Source organism: Pedobacter antarcticus, from assembly GCF_900103515.1.
GTDB lineage: Bacteria > Bacteroidota > Bacteroidia > Sphingobacteriales > Sphingobacteriaceae > Pedobacter > Pedobacter antarcticus.
This window is the reverse complement of record NZ_FNGZ01000008.1, coordinates 64,784-85,941: the sequence shown is the minus strand read 5'-3', so window position 1 is coordinate 85,941 and position 21,158 is coordinate 64,784. Positions and strand designations below refer to the sequence as shown.

Genomic DNA, 21,158 nt, shown 5'->3' with positions numbered 1-21,158 from the left:
GATCAGAGATTTTTAATGAACGTACTAGGCGACATTTTAAATTCCTTCAGGAAAGTTCGGCTGAAATGGTTTGGGGAGCTGAAGCCGGTAATATTAGATACTTCTGAGACTCTATAATTACCGTTCGCAAGCAATTCCGCGGCTTTTTTTAATCTTGCAAGTGTGATGAGTTCCGCCAATGTCAAATTAGAGATCGAACGTATTTTCCGATATAAAGTTGGCCGGCTGACACATAGCATTTCAGCAAGATGTTTAACATCAAGTTCAGGCTTATTAAGGTTGGCCACAATTATATGATTTATTTTCTCGAGGAACATTTCATCAGCGCGATTGCTAGCCATTGATTTGAGATGTGCTAACGGGGAGCTGGCAAAATAATTTCTGATCATGTCCCTATTCGCCAACAGATTACTAATCTGCGCTTTCAAGTGTCGTGGAGAGAATGGTTTTTCGATATAAGCGTCTGCTCCGGTTTCCAGCCCTTCAATTTTAGAACTCAATGTATTTTTCGCTGTAAGCAGGATAAGTGGTATATGGCACCATTCAAGACTGGATTTCAGGCGGTGGCAAAGTTCAAAACCATCCATAACTGGCATCATTACATCACTTATAACAAGACTGATGACATTTGTATGGAGAAGATCTTCTACTTGCAAAGGATCCTGAGTCTTCAAAATATTGTATTCTGCGATCAGAGAATCTTCTATAAACTCCAGTATTTCTGCATTATCATCTATTAAAAGTATGTTTGCTTTCATAAAATCTTCTTCAAATGAGGTAAATTAAACTCTACATTCTGATGTACAGGAAGTGTTAATACAAATACGTTGTATGGTAATTCACTTTCAGCGAGTAAAAGAGAACCGCCGTGTAATTCTGTTAAGGACCTTGCCAAGGACAGGCCGATTCCAGAACCCGACAGATGTTCTGTCGCAGGGACCCTGTAGAAACTTTCAAAAATCTTCTCCTTCAGAGAAACCGGGATGATAAAGCCGTCATTACTAATCTTGATAGAAAATGTAGTTGAATTTACAGTAACCATTTCGATCAAAACTTTGCTATCGGCATACTTAATTGCATTGGAGACCAGATTGTCGACAATCTTTGTAAAAGCCTCAATATCAATGAATGCAAATAAACGCTTCTCCTGCAACAACATCTGAAAGCTGATATCTTTTTCCTTTGCAATACTCAAATAGGAATTTGTTATTTTAACTATCAGCTTTGAGACATCCGTTTTAACATAACTTAGACTTAACCCGTTATGCTCAGTTTTACGAAAATCCAATAACTGATTGGTAAGTGAAAGTAAACGTTCTGTATTTCGTTCAATACTTTTTAGATTCTTCTGAACAGATTTTATTTCCGATACCTCATCCATAACAGTTTCCAGAGGTCCTTTTATTAATGTGAGTGGTGTGCGGATTTCATGGGCTACGTTGGTGAAGAATTCAATTTTTGCCTGATAGATCTCTTTTTCTTTTGCCAGTTCCAGTTGCTCGAGCCTCCTTCGGTTTTTTAATTTGATTTTACGGTGGTAAGTGGAAATGACCCAATAAACTATACAGACAATCATTATAGTGTAAAGGATGAATGCGTATATACTGAACCAATAGGGATTCTTTATGACAATAACCAGTTTTTGCTCGAGTCCTTTCCTGTCCTTATAGCCGGTAGATTTAACCCGGAAAGTATAAGTTCCCGGAGACAGCTTAGTAAAATATACATGCCTGTTATTTTTCAAATATGTCCATTGATTATCCAGCCCCTCCATTATATAGGCATATTGAGTTACTTGAGGTGTTGTATATGCCAGGGCAGCAAAACCAATACTGAATGAAGACTGGTTATGGCTAAGTTCAACGGTATCAGTAAAGGTGATGGATTTTTTTAGTGTCGAGCCATCAATACGAAGCTCTTGATTATCCACCTGAAAACTGGTGATATATACGGGTGGTACCACAACGCTTGGATTCAGATCATCTGGCTTGAAACTAATCAGGCCGCCGACAGTACCCATATAAAATGTACCATGATCATTAAATGCAGAATTATAGTTAAACTGGTCTGTCAAAAGACCATGAGGTTTAGTAAAGATTACCCAGCTATTGTTTTGTCTGTTATAACGCACCAATCCTTTAGAAGTCGTAATCCAAAGATTTTTTGCTTCATCTTCCAGCACCTTCAGGATCAGATTGCTTGGAAGGCCGTCCTGCGTCGTGAATACCTGAAACCTTTTTCGATCGTGGCTCAGATAATTAAGCCCTCCATTTTCTGTTGCAAACCAATAGTCACGGTTACTGTCCTGAAATACGTCAGAAATCATGTTATTACTCAGGCTGTTTTTATCATTTGGATCATGCCTGAGATTTCCCCGGTTATTGCTGTTACTATTATAATAGAAAACTCCCTTACCTATAGTTCCGATCCATAGCGTACCCATATCGTCCTCAAATAGAGAAGAAATATAGACATCAGGTGGCAGTTGAGGTACAAGTAAAAAGCTATTTGTTACAGGTTTGTAAAGGTATAAACCCTGATTAGTACCCAGATAAATTTCATTATTCTTTGTCTTACAAATGGAGATGATAAAATTCGTGCTTAGTCCACTTGCAGAATCTTCAGCACTGTAGTGTCTGATCACCTTTCCTGTGGGGATATCTAAAATATCCAGTCCACGTTCGAAAGTCCCTATCCATAATTCTCTTCCTACAGCCATTAACCCATGGATATTATCCGACGAGATCCCTTTTGTTCTGGGTACGGAACGGAAGGACGAAATCTCTCCTGTTCTTTTATTAAGCTTATTTAAGCCAGCATCTTCAGTACCTATCCATAAATTCCCGACATCATCACTGCATATCTCTCTTACACCATTTCCACTTATTGGATTTACGGAGGAATTGGCGAAATATTTCTTGAATTTCGACTGCTGCGGATGAAAATAATTAACACCGCCGAAGTAAGTGGTAGCCCAAATTCCTCCCTCCTGATCCTTCATCAGTGAATACACTGCATTATCGGATAGTGAATACGGATCACTGTAATTTTGTTTCAGATGGGTAAGATGTGCATTTGTCTGATTATAGATAAAGATCCCAGTTTCAGTAGCGACCCAGAATTCGTCCTTTGAATAGCGGAGAATATCCCGGACAAACACGGGGTATCCTAAAGTGTTTGAGTTAATAATTTGACGGTAAATCTTAGCGTTAATATCAAAACTCACTAAACCTGTTGTCGAGCCAATAAATAGTGTATTGTCTACAAAATAGATCTTAATAACCCGATTGAGATTAGTATGTGGAAGTGGATTTCCCGGATTCTGGCAGTGGAAACTATTGCTTGGCAGGAGACATTTATAAATATATCCGGAAGTAGTGCATGCCCAGATCGCACCGCCGGTACTGGTAAAAGATGCGATGTCTGGGTCGGCTGGAAGATGAAATTTTTGAACCGTTCCTTTTTTGTCGTCATAACAATAAAGTTTCCAGTCGGCAAGCACCCATAAGCGCCCATTTTCATCCATTTTGATCTCATCAATTTCAAGATCTGGCAGAAGCCGGATTGCCGAAAAGGTCTCTTTTTGCTCATCAAACCTGTAAACCCCTCTACGGGTACCAATCCAGATATCCCCCTTTTCTGCCTTTGCCATATGGAGAATGAAACCTCTGATATTCTCGGGAAAGCGTCGGTCATTATATGTTTTGAATGAATTTCCGTCAAATCTGTTCAGTCCCTCCTTGCTTCCAAACCATACAAATCCGCGTTGATCCTGCATCACAGTAAATACCGTGTTATTACTTAGACCGTCTTCAACACGGTAATGCCTGAAATAATAAGGCTGCGCAAAGACACTACCGGTAAAGATTGAAAGCAGCGAGATAAATATGGTCAGTAGATTTTTCAAAACTTTCAGTTTAATATCAAAAATACAAAATCAGTTGCCTGTATCCGACTTTATTCATAGGTGTAAAGAAATATGAATCAAATTGAATAGCATTTGAGACGGTGAGTTAAGCTATTGACGCGCCGATATAGTTGCTTTGTTACTAAATCAACAAATATAAACCAAATGTAAAATGAAACAAAACTTACTATTCGTGTACAGGTGGCAACACTACACACACAAAATCTGTATGTTCTGGCTTACGATGATTCTTTCAACCGGCATCACTTCAGCATCAGTAAAAAAAATCACTGCTACAGGTCAGGTGGCGCAGCAAATAAGTGTAACCGGTGTTGTAACAGACGAAACCGGTGCTACGGTCCCGGGCGTCAGTATAAAAGTCAAAAACAAAAGCTCAGCAACAACAACTGATGAGAAAGGACGGTATTCAATTGTCCTTGACGAAAAAACTTCTGTACTGGTTTTTACCTCTATTGGATACGATACTCAGGAAATTCCGGTAAACAATCGAAGTATTATAAACGTTCGGCTCGTCGGGACTTCGAATTCATTAAACGAAGTGGCAGTAATAGGTTACGGAACGCAGAAACGTGAACGGGTAACGAGTGCCGTTTCAACAGTTAAAGCAGGCAACTTCGTGAAAGGTGCGGTATCTGATGCAGGTCAATTGATTCGTGGAAAGGTTGCCGGCTTAAGTGTGGTTACGCCAGACGGAAATCCTACCGGAACATCCCAAATTAATCTGAGAGGTATTACATCAATTTTATCAGGCAGAGAACCTTTAATCCTGATAGACGGAGTACCAGGGACTTTAACCACTGTCGCACCAGAAGATATAGAATCTGTGGACGTTTTGAAAGACGGCTCTGCGGCAGCGATCTATGGAACCAGAGGAACAAATGGTGTAATCTTAATTACTACAAAAAAAATAAACGGAGAACTACCTCCAACTGTTGAAATCAACAGTTACGTCACAACGCAGCGAATTACCAAGAAGCTGGATTTTATGTCTCCTGAGCAATACAGGTCACTTGTTGCGCAGCATAGAACAGGAGCCACAGATTATGGTGCAAGCACAGACTGGCTGAAAGAAATTACGCAGAATCCTTTTTCGCAAGTATATAATGCCAGTTTAAAGGGCGGAACAAGAAATACCAATTATATCGCAAATCTTAATTACAGAAATCAGAACGGATTGGTCAAAAAGTCGGACAATAAAATCTTGTACCCAAGACTTGAAATCAACCACAATATGTTTGACGGAAAACTTAAGGTGAACGTCAACCTTAACGGATATCAGCAAGAGTATTTTTCCGGCGGAGATGGCACCAGCTTCAGAAATGATGTTTACAGAAATGCGGTGACCTACAACCCTACCGACCCTATACGGGATGTCCAGGGGAACTGGACAGAACATCCCGATAAAACTGATTATGCAAACCCCATTTCATTACTGGAAGAAACTAAAGGTCTGGTACAGAACAACAACTTCAGAAGTATGGGTACGGTAACCTATAGTCCCATTGATGATCTTAAAATCATGTTTTTAGGTTCAAGAGATTTGTTTAACAGCACCAGGGGATATTATGAAACCAAACAGCATTTATCTACCCGCCGCGATCGTAAAAACGGATATGCTTCAAGAGGTACAACAAGATCGGTAGAGGATCTGGCCGAACTGACTGCGACCTACAGTAAAGCAATTCAGAAACACGATTTTACCGCTCTTGGAGGATACAGCTGGAGGCAAACAAATTATCAGGATTATTGGATGCAAAACTGGGACTTCCCTGCAGATGATTTTTCTTACAACAATATGGGCGCAGGTCTCGCATTAACCAGAGGTGAAGCACTGCAGAGTTCTTACCAGAGCCAGAACAAGCTTGTCGGCTATTTCTTCAGGTTAAACTATAGTTACGACAATAAATATCTATTGATGGCCAGCGTGAGACGGGAAGGGTCTTCCAAGTTCGGTACGAACTATAAATACGGTAGTTTTCCAGCAGTATCTGCAGGATGGAATATCAAAAACGAATCATTCCTCAAGGATACAAAGTTTTTGACGTCACTTAAGATCCGGGGCGGATACGGTGTAACCGGGACAGAGCCAATCGATCCGTATATGTCTCTTGACAGATTGAATTTCAGCACCCTTGTACTCATTAACGGAGAATGGGTACAAGCCATTAACCCCGCCACAAATGCGAATCCGAATTTGAGATGGGAAAGAAAACAAGAAACAAATATCGGTATTGATTTTGGCCTTTTCGATAACCGCATTACAGGGGTAGTCGATATGTATCAAAGAACCACAAAAGACCTCCTTCTGGATTATACTGTACCAACTCCTCCATATCTTTATAACACGATCCGTGCTAATGCTGCATCGATGGAAAATAAAGGAATTGAGGTCCAGTTAAATGCCAATGTCATCGACCATACAGACTTCAAATGGAATACTACTGTAAATTACTCCACAAACAAGAATAAACTCGTATCGCTGTCGGACAACAATTTTCAGTTAGCAAGCGGATACTTTGATACAGGAAGTACAGGCGAGCCAATTCAGCAGAGCATAAGCAGAGTCCAGATCGGTCAGCCTATTGGTAACTTCTGGGGTTTTAAATCCATTGATATCGACGAGGCAGGGCATTGGATAATCGAAGGAAAAGACGGCAAACCTAAACCGATAGCAGAGCAGCAAGCTGATGACAAGCAGATTATCGGCAACGGTCTTCCAAAACACTACCTAAGCTGGAATAACTCGTTTACATACAAGGCATTTGACTTGAATATTGTGATGCGCGGGGCTTTTGGCTTTCAAATATTGAATACCCCAAGAATGTTTTATGAAGCTCCGGTGATGCTCACCCGAGGCAACCTGCTCTCTTCAGCTTATGATAAAGTTTATGGAAAACGTCCTCTGGCAGATGATCAGTCGCTCAACTATGTGAGTTATTATATTGAAAATGGAAATTATTGGAAAATCGATAATATCACTCTTGGTTATAATCTCAAATTAAAAAATACATCGATAAAAAACATGCGCATATACGCATCGGGGTCCAATCTGTTCACTTTCACTAAATATAAGGGAATTGACCCCGAGGTAAGTATTGCCGGCCTTACCCCCGGCATGGACGACAAAAACCGATATCCGGCTACTTCAACTTATACAATTGGTGCAATGTTCAATTTTTAATTACAAAACAAAGATGAAAAACCTCCTAAAAAGAATATCAGTAATTGCAATAATTGGAATATCCGTTTCATGCAAAAACAATCTCGACGAGATCGTTTACTCCGATGTTACACAAGATACTTATGAATATAAAAATGCTTACCAGGCAATTGGAATCGTATATGCGAATATGCGGGGACTGTTTGGCCACACCAATTATTACATGATGCAGGAAACAACTTCCGATGAACTCGTGATGCCCGCAAATGCATCAGGATGGGATGACGGAGGTATTTATAAACGAATGCATCTTCACACCTGGAACTCCGAGAATCCACAGCTTGCGAATATGTGGAATGTGCTGTACAAAGGAGTGATTAATGCCAACAGGGTCATTGAACAGCTTGAAAAAGGGGTCGTACCTGCTCCCTCAGACGTTTCAAAAGAACAGCTTATTGCGGAAATGAAAACGGCAAGGGCATTCTACTACTGGCTCATCTGCGATAATTTCGGCGCGGCACCACTAGTCACTACTACCAGCACGGACCTGCCGTCAAAAACTTCAAGAGCCGATATTTATACATTTATAGTAACGGAGCTGAATACTTCGATCCCGTCGCTCAGCGAGGAAAATAATAAGCTGATGTATGGCCGGTTCAACAAATGGGGTGCTAAAGCATTGCTGGCAAATGTTTATCTGAATAGCATCGTTTATACCGGACAGCCAAAATGGACAGAATGTTTGCAGGAGTGTACTGATATTATCAATTCCGGAAAATATGGGCTCGAAACTAATTATCGGAAGATCTTTACCACACAGAATGAAAACTCTCCGGAAATTATTTTTTCGGTGCCCTTTGATGAAAATTTAGCCAGCGGGTTTTTCCCGGAAATGTTCTCCTGGCACGGGGCATTAAAAGATAAAGTGTTGTTACAGGCAACTCCATGGGGATCTGGTTCAGCGCTGGGTGTACCGCAATTTATTGATACCTATGATACAGACGATCAAAGATTAACTAACACCTGGCTGATGGGACCACAATTTGCAGCAGATGGTGTGACCGCGCTGAAAGGATCATATGACCAGTCAGGAAAGCCACTGGTATTTACCAAAGCACTGCCAGACGGTTTATTTACAGGCGAGTCACAAGGTTACCGCATGAACAAATTTGATGTGAGAACAGGGAGTCAGTATAATCTAAGCAATGACTTTCCATTCTTTCGCTATGCGCAGGTATTACTTATGAAAGCGGAGTGTTTGCTGAGAAACGGAAATCCAGATGAAGCCGCTCAATCAGTTTCCCAGGTGAGATCAAGGAGTTTTACGGCTCCCGCTAAGGCAACCGTTTCAGGGTCAGAGTTGACACAGAATACCAAATATATTTATGGTTATATTGAGAATTACCTTCCTGTAAGTCCTGGTGACACACAGCCCATCCAGTTCGGACGACTGCATGATGAATTGGGATGGGAGTTCGCATGGGAAGGTCATCGCCGCCGGGACAATATCCGGTTCGGCATATTTACCAGAAAAAGCTGGCTCTCTCACAAACCTAATGGCGATGACAGGGCAGTTTTTATGATTCCCCAGTCTGCCGTCAATTCCAATCCTAAACTCAGTAACTAACGATCAAAAATAATTATGAGATTTTACTTCTTCCTATTCGTATTATTAAACATGCAGCTAACAGCTGCAGCACAGACCCGAACGCCAAATACCAATCCTTATAAAGAACTGCCTCTCGGTGCTATAAAGCCCAACGGCTGGTTGAAAGAAATGCTTTTACGGCAAAAATCTGGCTCTACCGGAAATCTGGACAAACTTTATCCCGCAGTGATGAACCACCGCAATGGTTGGTTGGGTGGAGATGGTGACCAGTGGGAGCGCGGACCGTACTGGCTTGACGGACTTTTGCCACTTGCCTATATTTTAAATGATAAGGAACTGATTGCCAAAACCAAACCGTGGATAGAGTGGGCTCTTAAAAGCCAGCGGCCAGATGGTTATTTTGGACCTTCAAAGGATTATGGCCCTGAAAATGGACTGCAGCGGGATAACAGCCAGGATTGGTGGCCGAAAATGGTTATGCTCAAAGTACTTAAACAGTATTACTCCGCCACTAATGATCAAAGAGTTATTAAATTAATGACTAACTATTTCAGATATCAGCTAAAGGAACTGCCTGAGCAGCCTCTTGATAAATGGACCTTTTGGGCTAAATACCGCGGCGGGGATAACCTGATGCTGGTTTATTGGCTGCATGACATTACAAAAGATCCTTTTTTACTTGAACTCGGAGAACTGATACATAAACAGACATTTGATTATACCAATGCATTCACCAATACAAACCTGTTAGCCACAAAAGGCAGTATCCACTGTGTCAATCTCGCCCAGGGTATTAAAGCTCCAATCATATATTATCAGCATAACCCCGAACAAAAATACCTGGATGCAACGAATAAAGGTTTCGAAGATTTGCGTCGCTTTAATGGAATGGCACATGGCCTGTATGGCGGTGATGAGGCTTTGCATGGAAACAATCCTACCCAGGGCTCAGAATTGTGCTCTGCTGTAGAGATGATGTTCTCACTGGAAAGCATGCTTGAGATTACCGGAAATATTAAATATGCCGATCATCTGGAAAAGATAACGTTTAACACACTTCCTGCGCAGGTATCAGATGACTTTGTCACGCATCAATACTTCCAGCAGGCTAACCAGATCATGGCTACAAGAAAGACCAGAAATTTTGAGGTTAATCATCATGGCACTGACCTGTGTTACGGCGTACTTACAGGATTCCCATGCTGTACTTCCAATATGCATCAGGGATGGCCCAAGTTTACGCAAAACCTATTTTACGCAACTCCGGATAAAGGTGTTGCCGCATTGGTCTACTCTCCAAGTGAGGTACGCCTGAAAGTGGCTAACGATATTCCTGTTAGTATTATCGAAGAAACTGATTATCCATTTAAGGAGAATATCAAATTCACCATAAAAATAGATAAGAACAGATCAGCAGAATTCCCCTTTCATCTAAGAATTCCTGAATGGTGCAAAAAGGCAACGATCAAAGTAAACGGTACGATTTTGAAAGAAGAAGCCGGCAACATCATCACAAAGATAAGCCGGAGATGGAAATCAGGTGATGTACTCGAGCTTGTTCTGCCTATGCACATCTCTAAAAACAAATGGTATGAGAACTCGGTATCAATAGAACGTGGTCCATTAGTTTACGGATTGAAAATAGGCGAAGACCGACAGTTTGTGAAGAACCAGACTGATCCGGAAGAATACGGAGAAGGTTATTACGAGATCAAACCAACCACACCATGGAACTACGGTCTGCTGGATGTGCAGGAAGATAAACTAGCGGAAAATTATATCGTTGAAAAGCAAGATGGACCATTGGCAGCTTATCCATGGAACCAGGAAGGTTCCCCTATTAAAATTAAAACGCAGGCAAAACGCATCCCGTTATGGCAAGTTTATAACGAAATGGCAGGACCGCTTCCTTTCAGTACAATCTACCAGCTCGAAACTGAACCGACCGCAGAAGAGATAACGCTCGTACCCTATGGATGTACACAACTCAGAATATCTCAGTTTCCCGTAATAAGAAAAGAATAAAGACATTTAAGTTTTGATGAACAAAACCCGGTTCTTATGAAACAAAGAAAGGGTGCCGTTACCGGCACCCTTTCTTTGTTTCATAGCAATTACTTAAACGATACAGTAACCATAACCGGGAAGTGATCCGACGGCATTCTTGCTCTGTAATCCTTAAGCGATACCTCTTTAGGGAAATTACCTGAGCGGTATTCTTCTTCTTTATCTTTGATTGGCGAACGATAAGTATCAGTTAGTATTCCGTATTTACTTACAGCGAAATCATCAGTCAAAAAGATATGGTCAATTCTGCTCTCTGTTTTGGTGTTTGGATTAAAATTATTAAAGGTTCCATTCACCGCATATTTGAATTCTGCTTTCTCAAAAGCGTCTTTCAATACACCAGAATTATCTAACAGCAGGTAACTTTCATTATGCTGGTCTACATTGAAGTCTCCGGTTAAAATTGCGCTATGATTCTTAGCCATTTCTTTAACTTTGCTTAAAATCAGCTTTGCACTTTCCTTTCTCGCCTCCACACCTACGTGATCAAAGTGGATATTGAAGAAATAAAAGGATTTTTTAGTTCCCTTTACCTGCAATTTTGCCCAACTACAAATCCTTGGCAGTACAGCATCCCAACCTTTATTAGGTTTGGTCGGATCCTGAGACAACCAGAAATCGCCATGCTCCAGTAAATCAAACTTCTTCGAATTATAAAAGATCGCAGAATGCTCACCACCCTGTTTTCCATCATCACGGCCAACACCAGTAAAATCGTATCCAGGCAAAGCGCTTTTCAATCCGGTCAGCTGATGATAGAAACCTTCCTGTGTTCCAAAAACATCAAAACCATGGAAACGAATTAAAGCAGCAACAACCGGCAGCCTGCGGTCAACCCAACCATCTCCCTGTGCTACGTCGCCCTTATTATCATTTCGAAGGTTATAAGTAGCCACATTAAAAGTTTGTGCCGAAACCACAACTGAATGCAGAATAAGCAGCATTGCAATTGCCAGTAGTTTTTTCAGATTTGTCATTCTTTTCATTTTTATAAATTAATAATTAACGCCAGACCAATTTAATTCCAGCCTGGGTTCTGTCCTAAAGCAGGGTTCATTAACCTGTCAGCTTCAGGTATCGGATACAGATAGAATTTGTCATCCCACTTTCTGGTTACATTGTAAAGCCAGTTTACTTCTCCTTTGTTACCTTCACTTAACCTGTATGGATTAGCTGCCGTACCGGATGTCGCTCCAACATTAACATAACTTACTCCCGGTACCTGAGTAGCCGGCCTGCTGGTGTAAAAGTACACATCTGGTTTCCCATCTCCATTCAGATCCATCAATTGATCTAAAGCTGTTACATAAATCCCATTCCATTGCTGGTCCATCAGTTCCCCGGTTTTCCATCTCACCAGGTCGTAAAAACGGAAACCTTCAAAAACAAGTTCAATACCTCTTTCTCTGCGAATCTCCAAAACTGCCGGGCTGGTAATCTTTGGGAAGTAAGTGCTTTTCAGATATGGATCTGCTATTACCGGAATATTATTCAACCCACCTGTAATACCGGCCCGCTGTCTCAGTCTTCCAATAGTACTAGACCAGTCTGCATCAGTGAGTGTGCCAAGTTCAGCTTTCGCCTCCGCATAATTTAGCAACACTTCGGCAAATCTGAGAATTGGCATTACATTATCATTTCTTTCGCCACTATCATAATACATATCATCTAATGTCCATTTGATCGGATGATAGCCCGTAAAAGTATAAGAAAACAAAGGCGGTTGTTCATCACGAACTCCTCCATTGATCCTGCTATAACCTGGTGTACGGATTGTCTGTTTCAATCGCAGGTCTCTGTTCTTTATCTCTTCCAGAAACGACATCGTCTGATAACCTTGTTTACTGGTAAATGGCGTACCATCGACATTCAGGTACGTATTTACGAAAGTGCGGATCAAACTTACCCGATCACCGTAGGTAGCACTTGTCCAGTACCAGTTTGCGTCATTATAGCGAGATTGCGCATCATCGTACACATTAGTAAGCATTACCTCTGTTGCTACAGGTGCTTTACTTGTAAATAAAGAACGATAAGCTACATCTTTGCCACCAGCCTCACTGATGTTTAGATTTGCACCATTCATTACTTCCTTTGCAGCGTCGGCTGCATATTGTAACCAGGTATCGGCAGTCGTGCTCAGGTTATAGTTTGTATGATATTTACGAAAAGTACCTTCAAACAAACATACCCGGGACTTGAAAGCATAGGCAACATATTTAGTAATCCTTGTACGGGTAGGATCATCTGATTTCAGCAGATTTACGATTGCATAGTCCAGATCCTGACGAATGGAATCCATAACCAGTGTTCTTGGATCACGTGCTTTAAACAGGTCGGGATCATTCACCTGGAAAGTTTTGTTGATCCAGGGCACATCTCCGAAACGTTTTACCTTATCAAAATAAAACCAGGCCCTGAAAAAACGGGCAATCGCGATATAGTTTTTACGCGTTACTTCCGGAACTGCAGGGTCGTTACATTTTTCAATGAAATAATTAATATTACGCAGGTCTCCCCAATCCCATCCGGTACTTTGTCTGGCGCTGTATGCACCAGGCCTTATAAACTCAGGAAGCTCCCGCCTGGCCGCAAAATCTGACATTGCGTCTCCACGCTGTACTCCACCGGCATCCGGCAAGATATTATAAAATGAGTTAGAATATAACTGCAAGCCTTTCTCATTGTTAAATACGGCCTCTGGTGTAGCCGTATCCATCGGCTTCTGATCCAGCTTTTTACAGGATACGGCCACCAGTGCTATATATAATAGTATGAATGTTTTTTTCATGTTTTTTTTATTTGAATTACCTGAAGAATTAAAAAGTAATTGATAGACCAATAGTCATGCTTTTCAGGATCGGATAATTATTACCATCACCGAAATTATCATCACCAGTCAGATCACGGTCAGATTTCCCCGTACTTTCAATATCAATATCTTTAGTTAGCTTATAGAAAGGCGAATACGTCCATAAATTCTCTCCGGAAACGAAGATCCTTGCTGAACCGGCTTTAACACGTGTAAGCCAGCTTTTAGGTAGATTATAACCAAATTGGATACTCTTTAATCTGATATAAGCCAGGTTTTGCAAGTATCTGGTCTGTTTCGCGACGAGAGTTCCCTGTGAATTGGAAGCTAATCTTGATCTGTATCTTGGAAAATAAGCATCCGGGTTAGTCTCAGACCAAATATTTCCCAACTGATATTTAGGGACGTCACCATATGGCCGGTTATACTGTCCCCAGAAAGTATTTGACTCCGCACTCGGATACCAATCCTGCTTACCAACACCCTGGAAGAATGCACTAAAAAAGAAATTACTGTATTCTGCACCGAAATTAATTCCGAAGCGATAGCGTGCCTCGCTATTTCCAATAATCTTTTTATCGCCATGAGAATCTACGGTATTGTCGCCATCATCAATCACACCATCGTTGTTCAGGTCTTTAAACTTGATATCTCCAGGTAACCATACTCCACTGGAAGAAGAACGGAAGATATTCTGTTTTGGAGAACTAGCAATATCTTCGGCCGACTTAAAGAAGCCGTCCGTTTCATAACCCCAGATCTCACCTATACGCTGCCCGGTGTAATAGTCATTCAATCGGCGCTCAGGATTATTATACTTTAATATCTTCGCTTTATAATCAGATAGTGCAACCTGTATATTATAACTGAAAGGCTTGTCAGAAATATTAAACTGATCTCTCCAGGCTACGGAGACTTCCCAACCGGTCGTACGCAGATCGGCATAATTCCCCTTAGGCGGAGTAGCTCCAAATACCCCTGGGAGAGTCATTCCAATGGTAAACATATCTGTAGTTTTCCGCACGTAAGCATCTCCGGTAAAACTCAGACGCCCTTTAAGTAAAGAGAAATCTAAACCATAATTATTTGTTGTGGATGTTTCCCAGGTCAGCCCCGCAGGAATAACTTCCGGCTTGCTTGTCTGCTGAGGCCTGGTTCCTTCAAGGATTCTGTCAGATTGTTTAATTTTCAGTTGCTCCTGAAACATATAAGATGCAATATTACCATTGCCCAGCGCCCCATAAGAGGCCCTGAGTTTAACATTTGATATAATATCAGGTGATACTTTCCAGAAATGTTCTTCAGACAACCGCCATCCTGCGGATACAGAAGGAAAAAATGCAAATCTCTCATTAGAAGGGAATTTGGACGAACCATCATACCTGCCGTTTACCTCCAGTAAATAACGGTTATCATATGAATAGTTCAACCGGTAGAAACCACCCATCACATTCCAGCGTTCATAACCACCCTCGGCCAGAACAGACTGTCCAAGTGCCAGATTCAAGTCTTTAGCATCTTCAAAAATCAGCCCGTTACGCTGTGCCATTACACGTTTATAAGTAGACAACTCGTAGTTGTAGCCTGCCATCGCTTTGAAATAATGCTTACCCTTAAAAGTATTCTCGTACTCCCCATAAATATTGGTAGCTACATATTCCGTCTCACGGCGTGTATTGCGCAGGTCGTTATAATTGTTCCCCACATATTCCTTTACACCAGGAATTCTGCTGTATGGAACAGGGACACGGATACGCTCTTCATTATCATCCTTATACTGCAGGGTGAAATCACTTTTTACACGGAATTTATTATCGAAGAAAGAAGCAGCAAGTCCGGTTGTACTTCTAATTTGTCTCTTATTAGTATTAATTCCATTTTTGCCGTAGTAGAAATCTCCGACAGTATATGCGGAAGAGTGTGACAGCGATCCGTCAGGATTTAACAGTGGAGAGAGCGGATGGGCCTCATCAGCCATATTTCTCCAGATACCGCCGGATTCTCCAACATTCAGTGGATTGTGATATTGTACGTTAGAGAAATCTGTATTATTATTCAGGGACAACCACGGTGTTAGTTGAATAGATCCCTTAGCCCGGATATTATACATTTTATAGTCATCCGAATTATAACGGAAGATCCCATTTTGATTCAGCATCCTTCCGGTCAGGTAAAAACTAGCTTTTTCACTGCTACCAGATAACGAAAGATTATGCTCCATGGAGGAGGTACGGTCCTTATAGAGCTCATGATACCAGTCCGTACTTCCATAATACACATACTCGCCTGTATTCGGGTTGATGTCTACTTTAGGTAAGCTTGGATCGTTAGATCTGCGTTCGAGTTCCTTCAGGTATTCAGGTGAAAAACGAAGAGTCTTGTTTACATTTTGCGGCGTTGTGGAATAGTTATCCCACGCGGAGAACGCTTCATTAAACATGGTGGCCCACTGAAAACCATCGGTTACCATATCCGGAACAGTAGTCGGTTTTTTAGTTGAAAAAGTATTCGAATAGGTGATACTTATTTTGTCTTTTACTGGGTTCTTAGTAGTAATTAACACGACACCGAAAGCACCCCTCGCACCGTAAATTGCGGAAGAAGCTGCATCTTTTAATACAGAAACGCTAGCGATATCATTTGGATTCAGTAAAGAGGGATCACCTTCTACCCCATCAATTAAAACCAGTGCACTTCCACCCTGCCCGATAGAGGTTGTACCTCTGACATTAAATGAAGGCGACGAAGTTGGTTTTCCATCACCGGGTGTAAGGTTTAAATTTGGAATTACGCCCTGAAGTCCTTGAGCGATATTGGTGATCGGACGGTTTTCGAAAACCTCCCCGCTCACCTGGTCAACGGCACCGGTTAAATTTTCCTTACGTGTAGTACCATACCCAACGACAATCACTTCGTTTAGGTCTGATGTTTCAGGAACCAGCTTCACATTAACTGTTTTCTGGCTGCCAACCGTAATCTCCTGACTGATATATCCGATAAAAGAAAAAACAAGAACAGCATTAGGTGCGGCGGTGATGGTATATTTTCCATCTGAATTACTCATTGCTCCAGTCGCTGTATTTTTAACTTTAACACTTACTCCTGGCAAAGTCTGATTTGTTTCATCGACGATTGTACCACTAATAGTAAGCTGTTGACTGATGATGCCTGAAGGCAGGATAGCTATATTTTTATCCTGTTTTGCCGGCTCTTTTTTTTTAATAATGATAAATTGGTTTTGTTTTACCCAGCTGAGTTCTTTTCCAGAAAGCACCTGATTCATAACCTGATCCAAGTCTGCGCCTTTAAAATTTGCACGGACCGTCTCTTTATCATTCAAAATTTCATTGTTATAAAAAACAGTGTACCCAGACTGTTTTTTGATGATCGAAAATACATCCGTCAACCGGATATGATCATTTACAAGTGTAATCTTATCTTTCCCCTGGCTGCGGGTTGCAGAAGATAAGATGAGTAAAAACAGCAGCAGCAACATGTACCGCGGCCCGGTGTTTAGTTTGAGTTTCTTCATAAATCTGGTCTATATTGGTTTATTATAAGACCGGAAATAGGAAAAAACGGGTGAAGAGGAAACGAAATAAAAAAAATCAGTTCAGATAAAGGACACCTGCTTTAAGGTTTGATTTCACATCACCTGATAATCTCAGGTTAGTCATCACTTCATTTAGCGGCTTATTCTTCTCGAAGGCGCCGGTAAAGCGTTTGCCTTTAATAGCTTGGCTAACTATCACTTTTACATTAAACCAGCGCTCGATTACAGCACTAAGTTCAACCAACGGCTTGTCATTAAAATAATAAAGTCCGTCCATCCAGGATAGAATATGGCTTTGATCGAAGGGCTGCTCTTTCATCTGGTTGTTTTCCATAATTACTTGTTTACCGGGGACAAGCATAATCTGCTGATTACCTTTCACAGCCTTAATCTTCCCTTCCACCAATGAAGCAACATAATCCTCCTTATCATATGCATTGATATTAAAAGAGGTACCCATCACAATCACCTGATTCCCTTCTGTATGAACTACAAAAGGCCTGTTCGCGTCTTTTTGAACTTTAAAGTATGCTTCTCCAACCAGAGTTACTTCCCGTTGCTTACCGTTAAACCGGAGGGGGAATTTTAAAGACGAAGAAGCATTCATCCAAATTTCAGTTCCATCTGAGAGCTCAATTTTATAATCTTGTCCTGCTGGAACAGAGAGTGTGGTTATCCGTTCCGCAATTGCCATATCCGAAGGCACATAACTAAGTTTACCGTGTTCGACTTTTATTCTGGCCTGATTCAGGTTCATATCCATAGTTCCCCTATCCAATTTTAGCACCTGACCATCTTCCATACTTAAGAGTACGCCTTGCTTTGCAGGCAACACCGTATCAGCTAGTACAGGAACCTGGTCACCCGATTCTTTTTTGATAAAATACAGCCAGACAAATGGGATAAGGAGTACAAGCGCTGCCGCTGACAGATAAGGAATAAAAACCCGGAGTCGTCGCTTTTTTGGTTTACTATGTCTATTTTCTTCAATACTTGATTCGAATTTTTCCCAGCGCGATTGCGGATCGAATTGTGCTATCCGATGGCTGGACGACGAAGATCCTAATTTACCCTGTACTTGTTCCCAAAGCTCCGCAGCCTCTTCAGAAGATGCGATCAGGTCATTTGCATACTGATCCATCTCAACGGAAAGAGTTCCGAGAAATTTCTCTATAAATAAAAGCTCAAGATCTCTTTTATCCTCCGACATATCTTTTTATAACCATATTATTTTCAATTTTTGAGAAAAAACAGTCTTTTCCGTAACCCCTTAATGGCTAATTTAAGATGCGTTTTTACGGAGTTGATAGAAATTCCCAATTCATTTGCTGCATCCTGATATTTTTTATTTTCCATACAAACCAGTTTAAACACTTCAAATCTCTGTTGTGGTAACTCATTCAAAGCAGAATCCAGAATCATTGCCAGTTCTTTACGCTCTATACCGTCCTGATAATATTCCCGATTTAAATAATTGTGCGCATAATCGTCCATTCTGGACAGCCGTACTTTACGTTTGTCTAATACGTGAAGACACCTGCGATACACCGCCTGTTGTAAATAAGCCTTAAAATTAGTTTGTATTTGTCTGAATCTATTTTCTTGCCAGAAATTTATAATGAGATCCTGTACCAGATCTTCGGCTTCCATTTCATCATCCAACAGATAAAACGCCTGTACACAGAGTAACTTATAATATTTAAAAAAGAAAACTTTAAGGTCAGCTTTATCTGCTGCACTAAACTGATCTAGTGAACGCTCAGCTTCCGACTCGTTAAAGTATTCAGAATTCAAAATATTTGGTTGATTTAATAGGTGTCTTACCGGTGCAAAGAATAACTACAGCTGGTTGCATTTCAAACATATAACATTAAACCAGCATATGCAAACCTGTGAAAGAGCTGAAGAACAGGATATATGTAAGTATTTTGGTACAAAAAAAATCTGCAGCCGAGAGGTAGAATTTCCTCACAACTGCAGATTAAAAAGTTATAATTAATTATCTTTTACCTTGTTAACTCTTTTGCTCCTGTTGACGTGACTGAACAGATCCGTCTTCAGTGATACCATAAGTCCAATATGCATAGGCATATAACTCATTTAAAGTCCAGCCCCTTTCCTTTCTCAGATATTGGCGGACATCTCTAACGGCGTTATACTCTGCCGCAACATATCCGAAACGTGTTGTTGGAAGTTCAGGTAATACGAGTTCACGTACAGCATCGTAAAGCACTGTATTTTCACCTGGATTCGGATGATGCAGCCAGTTAATCTGCATGTCTGCTTTCGTACTCAAGTCTTGTTCTTCGGCTTTGTCATGAACTTCGATAAAAACTACTCCAGAAGCTGTAGCCGGCAATTGTTCAAGAATGGCAGCTATTACAGGTATGCCCGTCGCATCTGCAACCAGCAAATACCAGTCGGCCTCAGGAAAAAGATGACTCGTTTTTGCTTTCATGGCAACCCCCAGTTTGTCTCCAGGCCGGGCATTTATAGCCCAGGCAGATGCTGGCCCCTGATCACCATGCGCAACAAAATCGATGATCATTTCTTTACGCTCAAGATCGATCCCCCGGTGCGTATAAGTACGTACAGTCGGCCTTAAAGCTTCTGGTGGATGGTTCCATGTGCCTTTCTCATAATCAAACTCTGGAAAATATACTTGTTCAACTCCTGCAGGAGGTATAAATATTTTATTATTTACGCCAACAGTTACTTCTGCAAATTTAGGCACGTCATCGCCTGTCAGCGTCACTCTGATGTAATGCGGATTTATATATTTTTTATATTTTAAGATCAATTCAGCCTGAATAACCGCTGGTTTACTTTGTTGTTCACTCATCGTTCTCTATTTTTTTAGCCCGGGAAATCCAGACTAATAGTGCCTGCGTTACCCATGCCCTTTCGGCATGGGTAAACAGGGCTTGTTTCTTATGGCCTATGGATGCCAGGGCTGGGTAAACCCTTCTGCATAATGTAAACGCATAAATTTTGTATCACCTTTTAACGAGAGCAAATCTTGTAAAAATATTCTTATTTAGAAAGGTTCTAAATGAATTAACTGATTCTATGACAATAAAACTACAATTGAGTTGATTATCAATACGAAACAGTACGGAGGAAAATTATGACTATTACCAGCGTAAATTATCATTTGAAATACTACGATCTGTTATTTATCCTCTTTTCCAGGATTCAAATTTTCTTCTTGAAGATTTTAGGTAGCATTAATGAGCATCGGTTCGAGTGTCCTTTCTTTGAATACAATGCCGGACCCAGAGTCCGAAAAACTTTTGAAACCATCAAGGCCTTTTATTTTTTCAAGTTCTACGTTCAGATGCGGATCGGACTTTATCATCGATAAAACTGCAGGATCATCTCTCCAGAGATCAGACAAAACGATAACGCCTTTATCCAGTCCGAGAGCGATCAATTCAGAAACCCTGGTATTGGCAAATATATGTTCTGGCTTTCTGAAATATTCATTATTGAGCTGAAGATATTTACCGGTAATCCATGAAGCTGCTTTTTCGCTCTTCACACCGATCTTGCCGTCCTGAACACCAAGCTCATTTAAAAAGTTATGTATTTCAACAATATCGATAAGACCAAAATGATATAAATCCCTGATCGTATAATCTATCCTGTCTGCACACAGAGCAGGAAGAGGCATATCAAGCAAGGTATATCCGGGGTATTCGAGCACAGAAGTGCTGAATCCATAATTAGAGAGGATGGACGGTATAGTGGATTTTGCAATTACTTCTTCGAAAATTTGTTCATGATAATCTTCTCCCTTCTGTTTCAGCACATAATCGATAACATGGGAAAAAGCGGTATGGGAAACATCGTGTAAGAGGCTGGCGACCTGTTCTTTCAGACTACCCCCTAGTGTCCGCACAAGAAGCATAACTCCTATAGAATGTTCATACCTACTGTGACCAGCATTTGGAGAGACCAAAAAAGTGGCACCTCCCTGATGAACATTTTTTAATCTTTAAACTGGTGCTGAATTTATGAGATCACTTA

The 21,158-nt window shown here is 41.0% G+C and carries 12 protein-coding genes; 3 read left to right on the top strand and 9 right to left on the bottom strand.

Translation table 11 applies throughout. From position 1 onward, the window contains the following. Positions 1–2 precede the first annotated feature (2 nt). Together BLR53_RS19715 and BLR53_RS15415 are read right to left on the bottom strand one after the other, a co-directional pair. The gene (locus BLR53_RS19715) at positions 3–758 is read right to left on the bottom strand and encodes a response regulator transcription factor (protein WP_083332102.1); all 756 of its coding nucleotides are present in this window, start codon (positions 756–758) and stop codon (positions 3–5) included. Beyond that, positions 755–3,907 (bottom strand): ligand-binding sensor domain-containing protein, encoded by a 3,153-nt coding sequence (locus BLR53_RS15415; protein ID WP_083332101.1) that lies wholly within the window; start codon positions 3,905–3,907, stop codon positions 755–757. The genes BLR53_RS19715 and BLR53_RS15415 overlap by 4 nt, the downstream gene beginning before the upstream one ends. Positions 3,908–4,079: 172 nt before the next feature. Between BLR53_RS15415 and BLR53_RS15410 the strand changes: the two genes are divergently transcribed. From BLR53_RS15410 to BLR53_RS15400, 3 genes are read left to right on the top strand one after another with little or no spacing between them, the layout of a single operon-like run. Beyond that, positions 4,080–7,109 (top strand): SusC/RagA family TonB-linked outer membrane protein, encoded by a 3,030-nt coding sequence (locus BLR53_RS15410; RefSeq protein WP_083332100.1) that lies wholly within the window; start codon positions 4,080–4,082, stop codon positions 7,107–7,109. Between the two features lie 13 nt (positions 7,110–7,122). After that, the gene (locus BLR53_RS15405; RefSeq protein WP_074590964.1) at positions 7,123–8,715 is read left to right on the top strand and encodes a RagB/SusD family nutrient uptake outer membrane protein; all 1,593 of its coding nucleotides are present in this window, start codon (positions 7,123–7,125) and stop codon (positions 8,713–8,715) included. A 51-nt stretch (positions 8,716–8,766) separates the two neighbouring features. Next, positions 8,767–10,722 carry a beta-L-arabinofuranosidase domain-containing protein gene (locus BLR53_RS15400; protein ID WP_244889542.1) on the top strand — a complete coding sequence of 652 codons (1,956 nt, stop codon included), beginning with the start codon at positions 8,767–8,769 and terminating at the stop codon, positions 10,720–10,722. 89 nt (positions 10,723–10,811) lie between these two features. Here the strand turns inward: BLR53_RS15400 and BLR53_RS15395 are convergent, their stop codons facing one another. The 7 genes from BLR53_RS15395 to BLR53_RS15365 form a co-directional block, all read right to left on the bottom strand. After that, entirely contained in the window at positions 10,812–11,750 is a 939-nt protein-coding gene (locus BLR53_RS15395; protein ID WP_316931013.1) for an endonuclease/exonuclease/phosphatase family protein, read from the bottom strand. A 32-nt stretch (positions 11,751–11,782) separates the two neighbouring features. Further along, positions 11,783–13,555 carry a RagB/SusD family nutrient uptake outer membrane protein gene (locus tag BLR53_RS15390; protein WP_037443055.1) on the bottom strand — a complete coding sequence of 591 codons (1,773 nt, stop codon included), beginning with the start codon at positions 13,553–13,555 and terminating at the stop codon, positions 11,783–11,785. A 28-nt stretch (positions 13,556–13,583) separates the two neighbouring features. Continuing rightward, the gene (locus tag BLR53_RS15385; RefSeq protein WP_234797592.1) at positions 13,584–17,108 is read right to left on the bottom strand and encodes a TonB-dependent receptor; all 3,525 of its coding nucleotides are present in this window, start codon (positions 17,106–17,108) and stop codon (positions 13,584–13,586) included. 76 nt (positions 17,109–17,184) lie between these two features. Further along, positions 17,185–18,339 carry a FecR family protein gene (locus tag BLR53_RS15380; protein WP_074590957.1) on the bottom strand — a complete coding sequence of 385 codons (1,155 nt, stop codon included), beginning with the start codon at positions 18,337–18,339 and terminating at the stop codon, positions 17,185–17,187. Positions 18,340–18,362: 23 nt separating this feature from the next. Beyond that, positions 18,363–18,923: a sigma-70 family RNA polymerase sigma factor gene (locus BLR53_RS15375; protein ID WP_074590955.1), complete on the bottom strand. Its 561-nt coding sequence runs from the start codon at positions 18,921–18,923 to the stop codon at positions 18,363–18,365. Positions 18,924–19,143: 220 nt separating this feature from the next. Continuing rightward, the gene (locus BLR53_RS15370; RefSeq protein WP_074590953.1) at positions 19,144–19,971 is read right to left on the bottom strand and encodes a siderophore-interacting protein; all 828 of its coding nucleotides are present in this window, start codon (positions 19,969–19,971) and stop codon (positions 19,144–19,146) included. Positions 19,972–20,346: 375 nt separating this feature from the next. Next, positions 20,347–21,090: an HD domain-containing protein gene (locus tag BLR53_RS15365; RefSeq protein ID WP_280513390.1), complete on the bottom strand. Its 744-nt coding sequence runs from the start codon at positions 21,088–21,090 to the stop codon at positions 20,347–20,349. Positions 21,091–21,158: the final 68 nt, after the last annotated feature.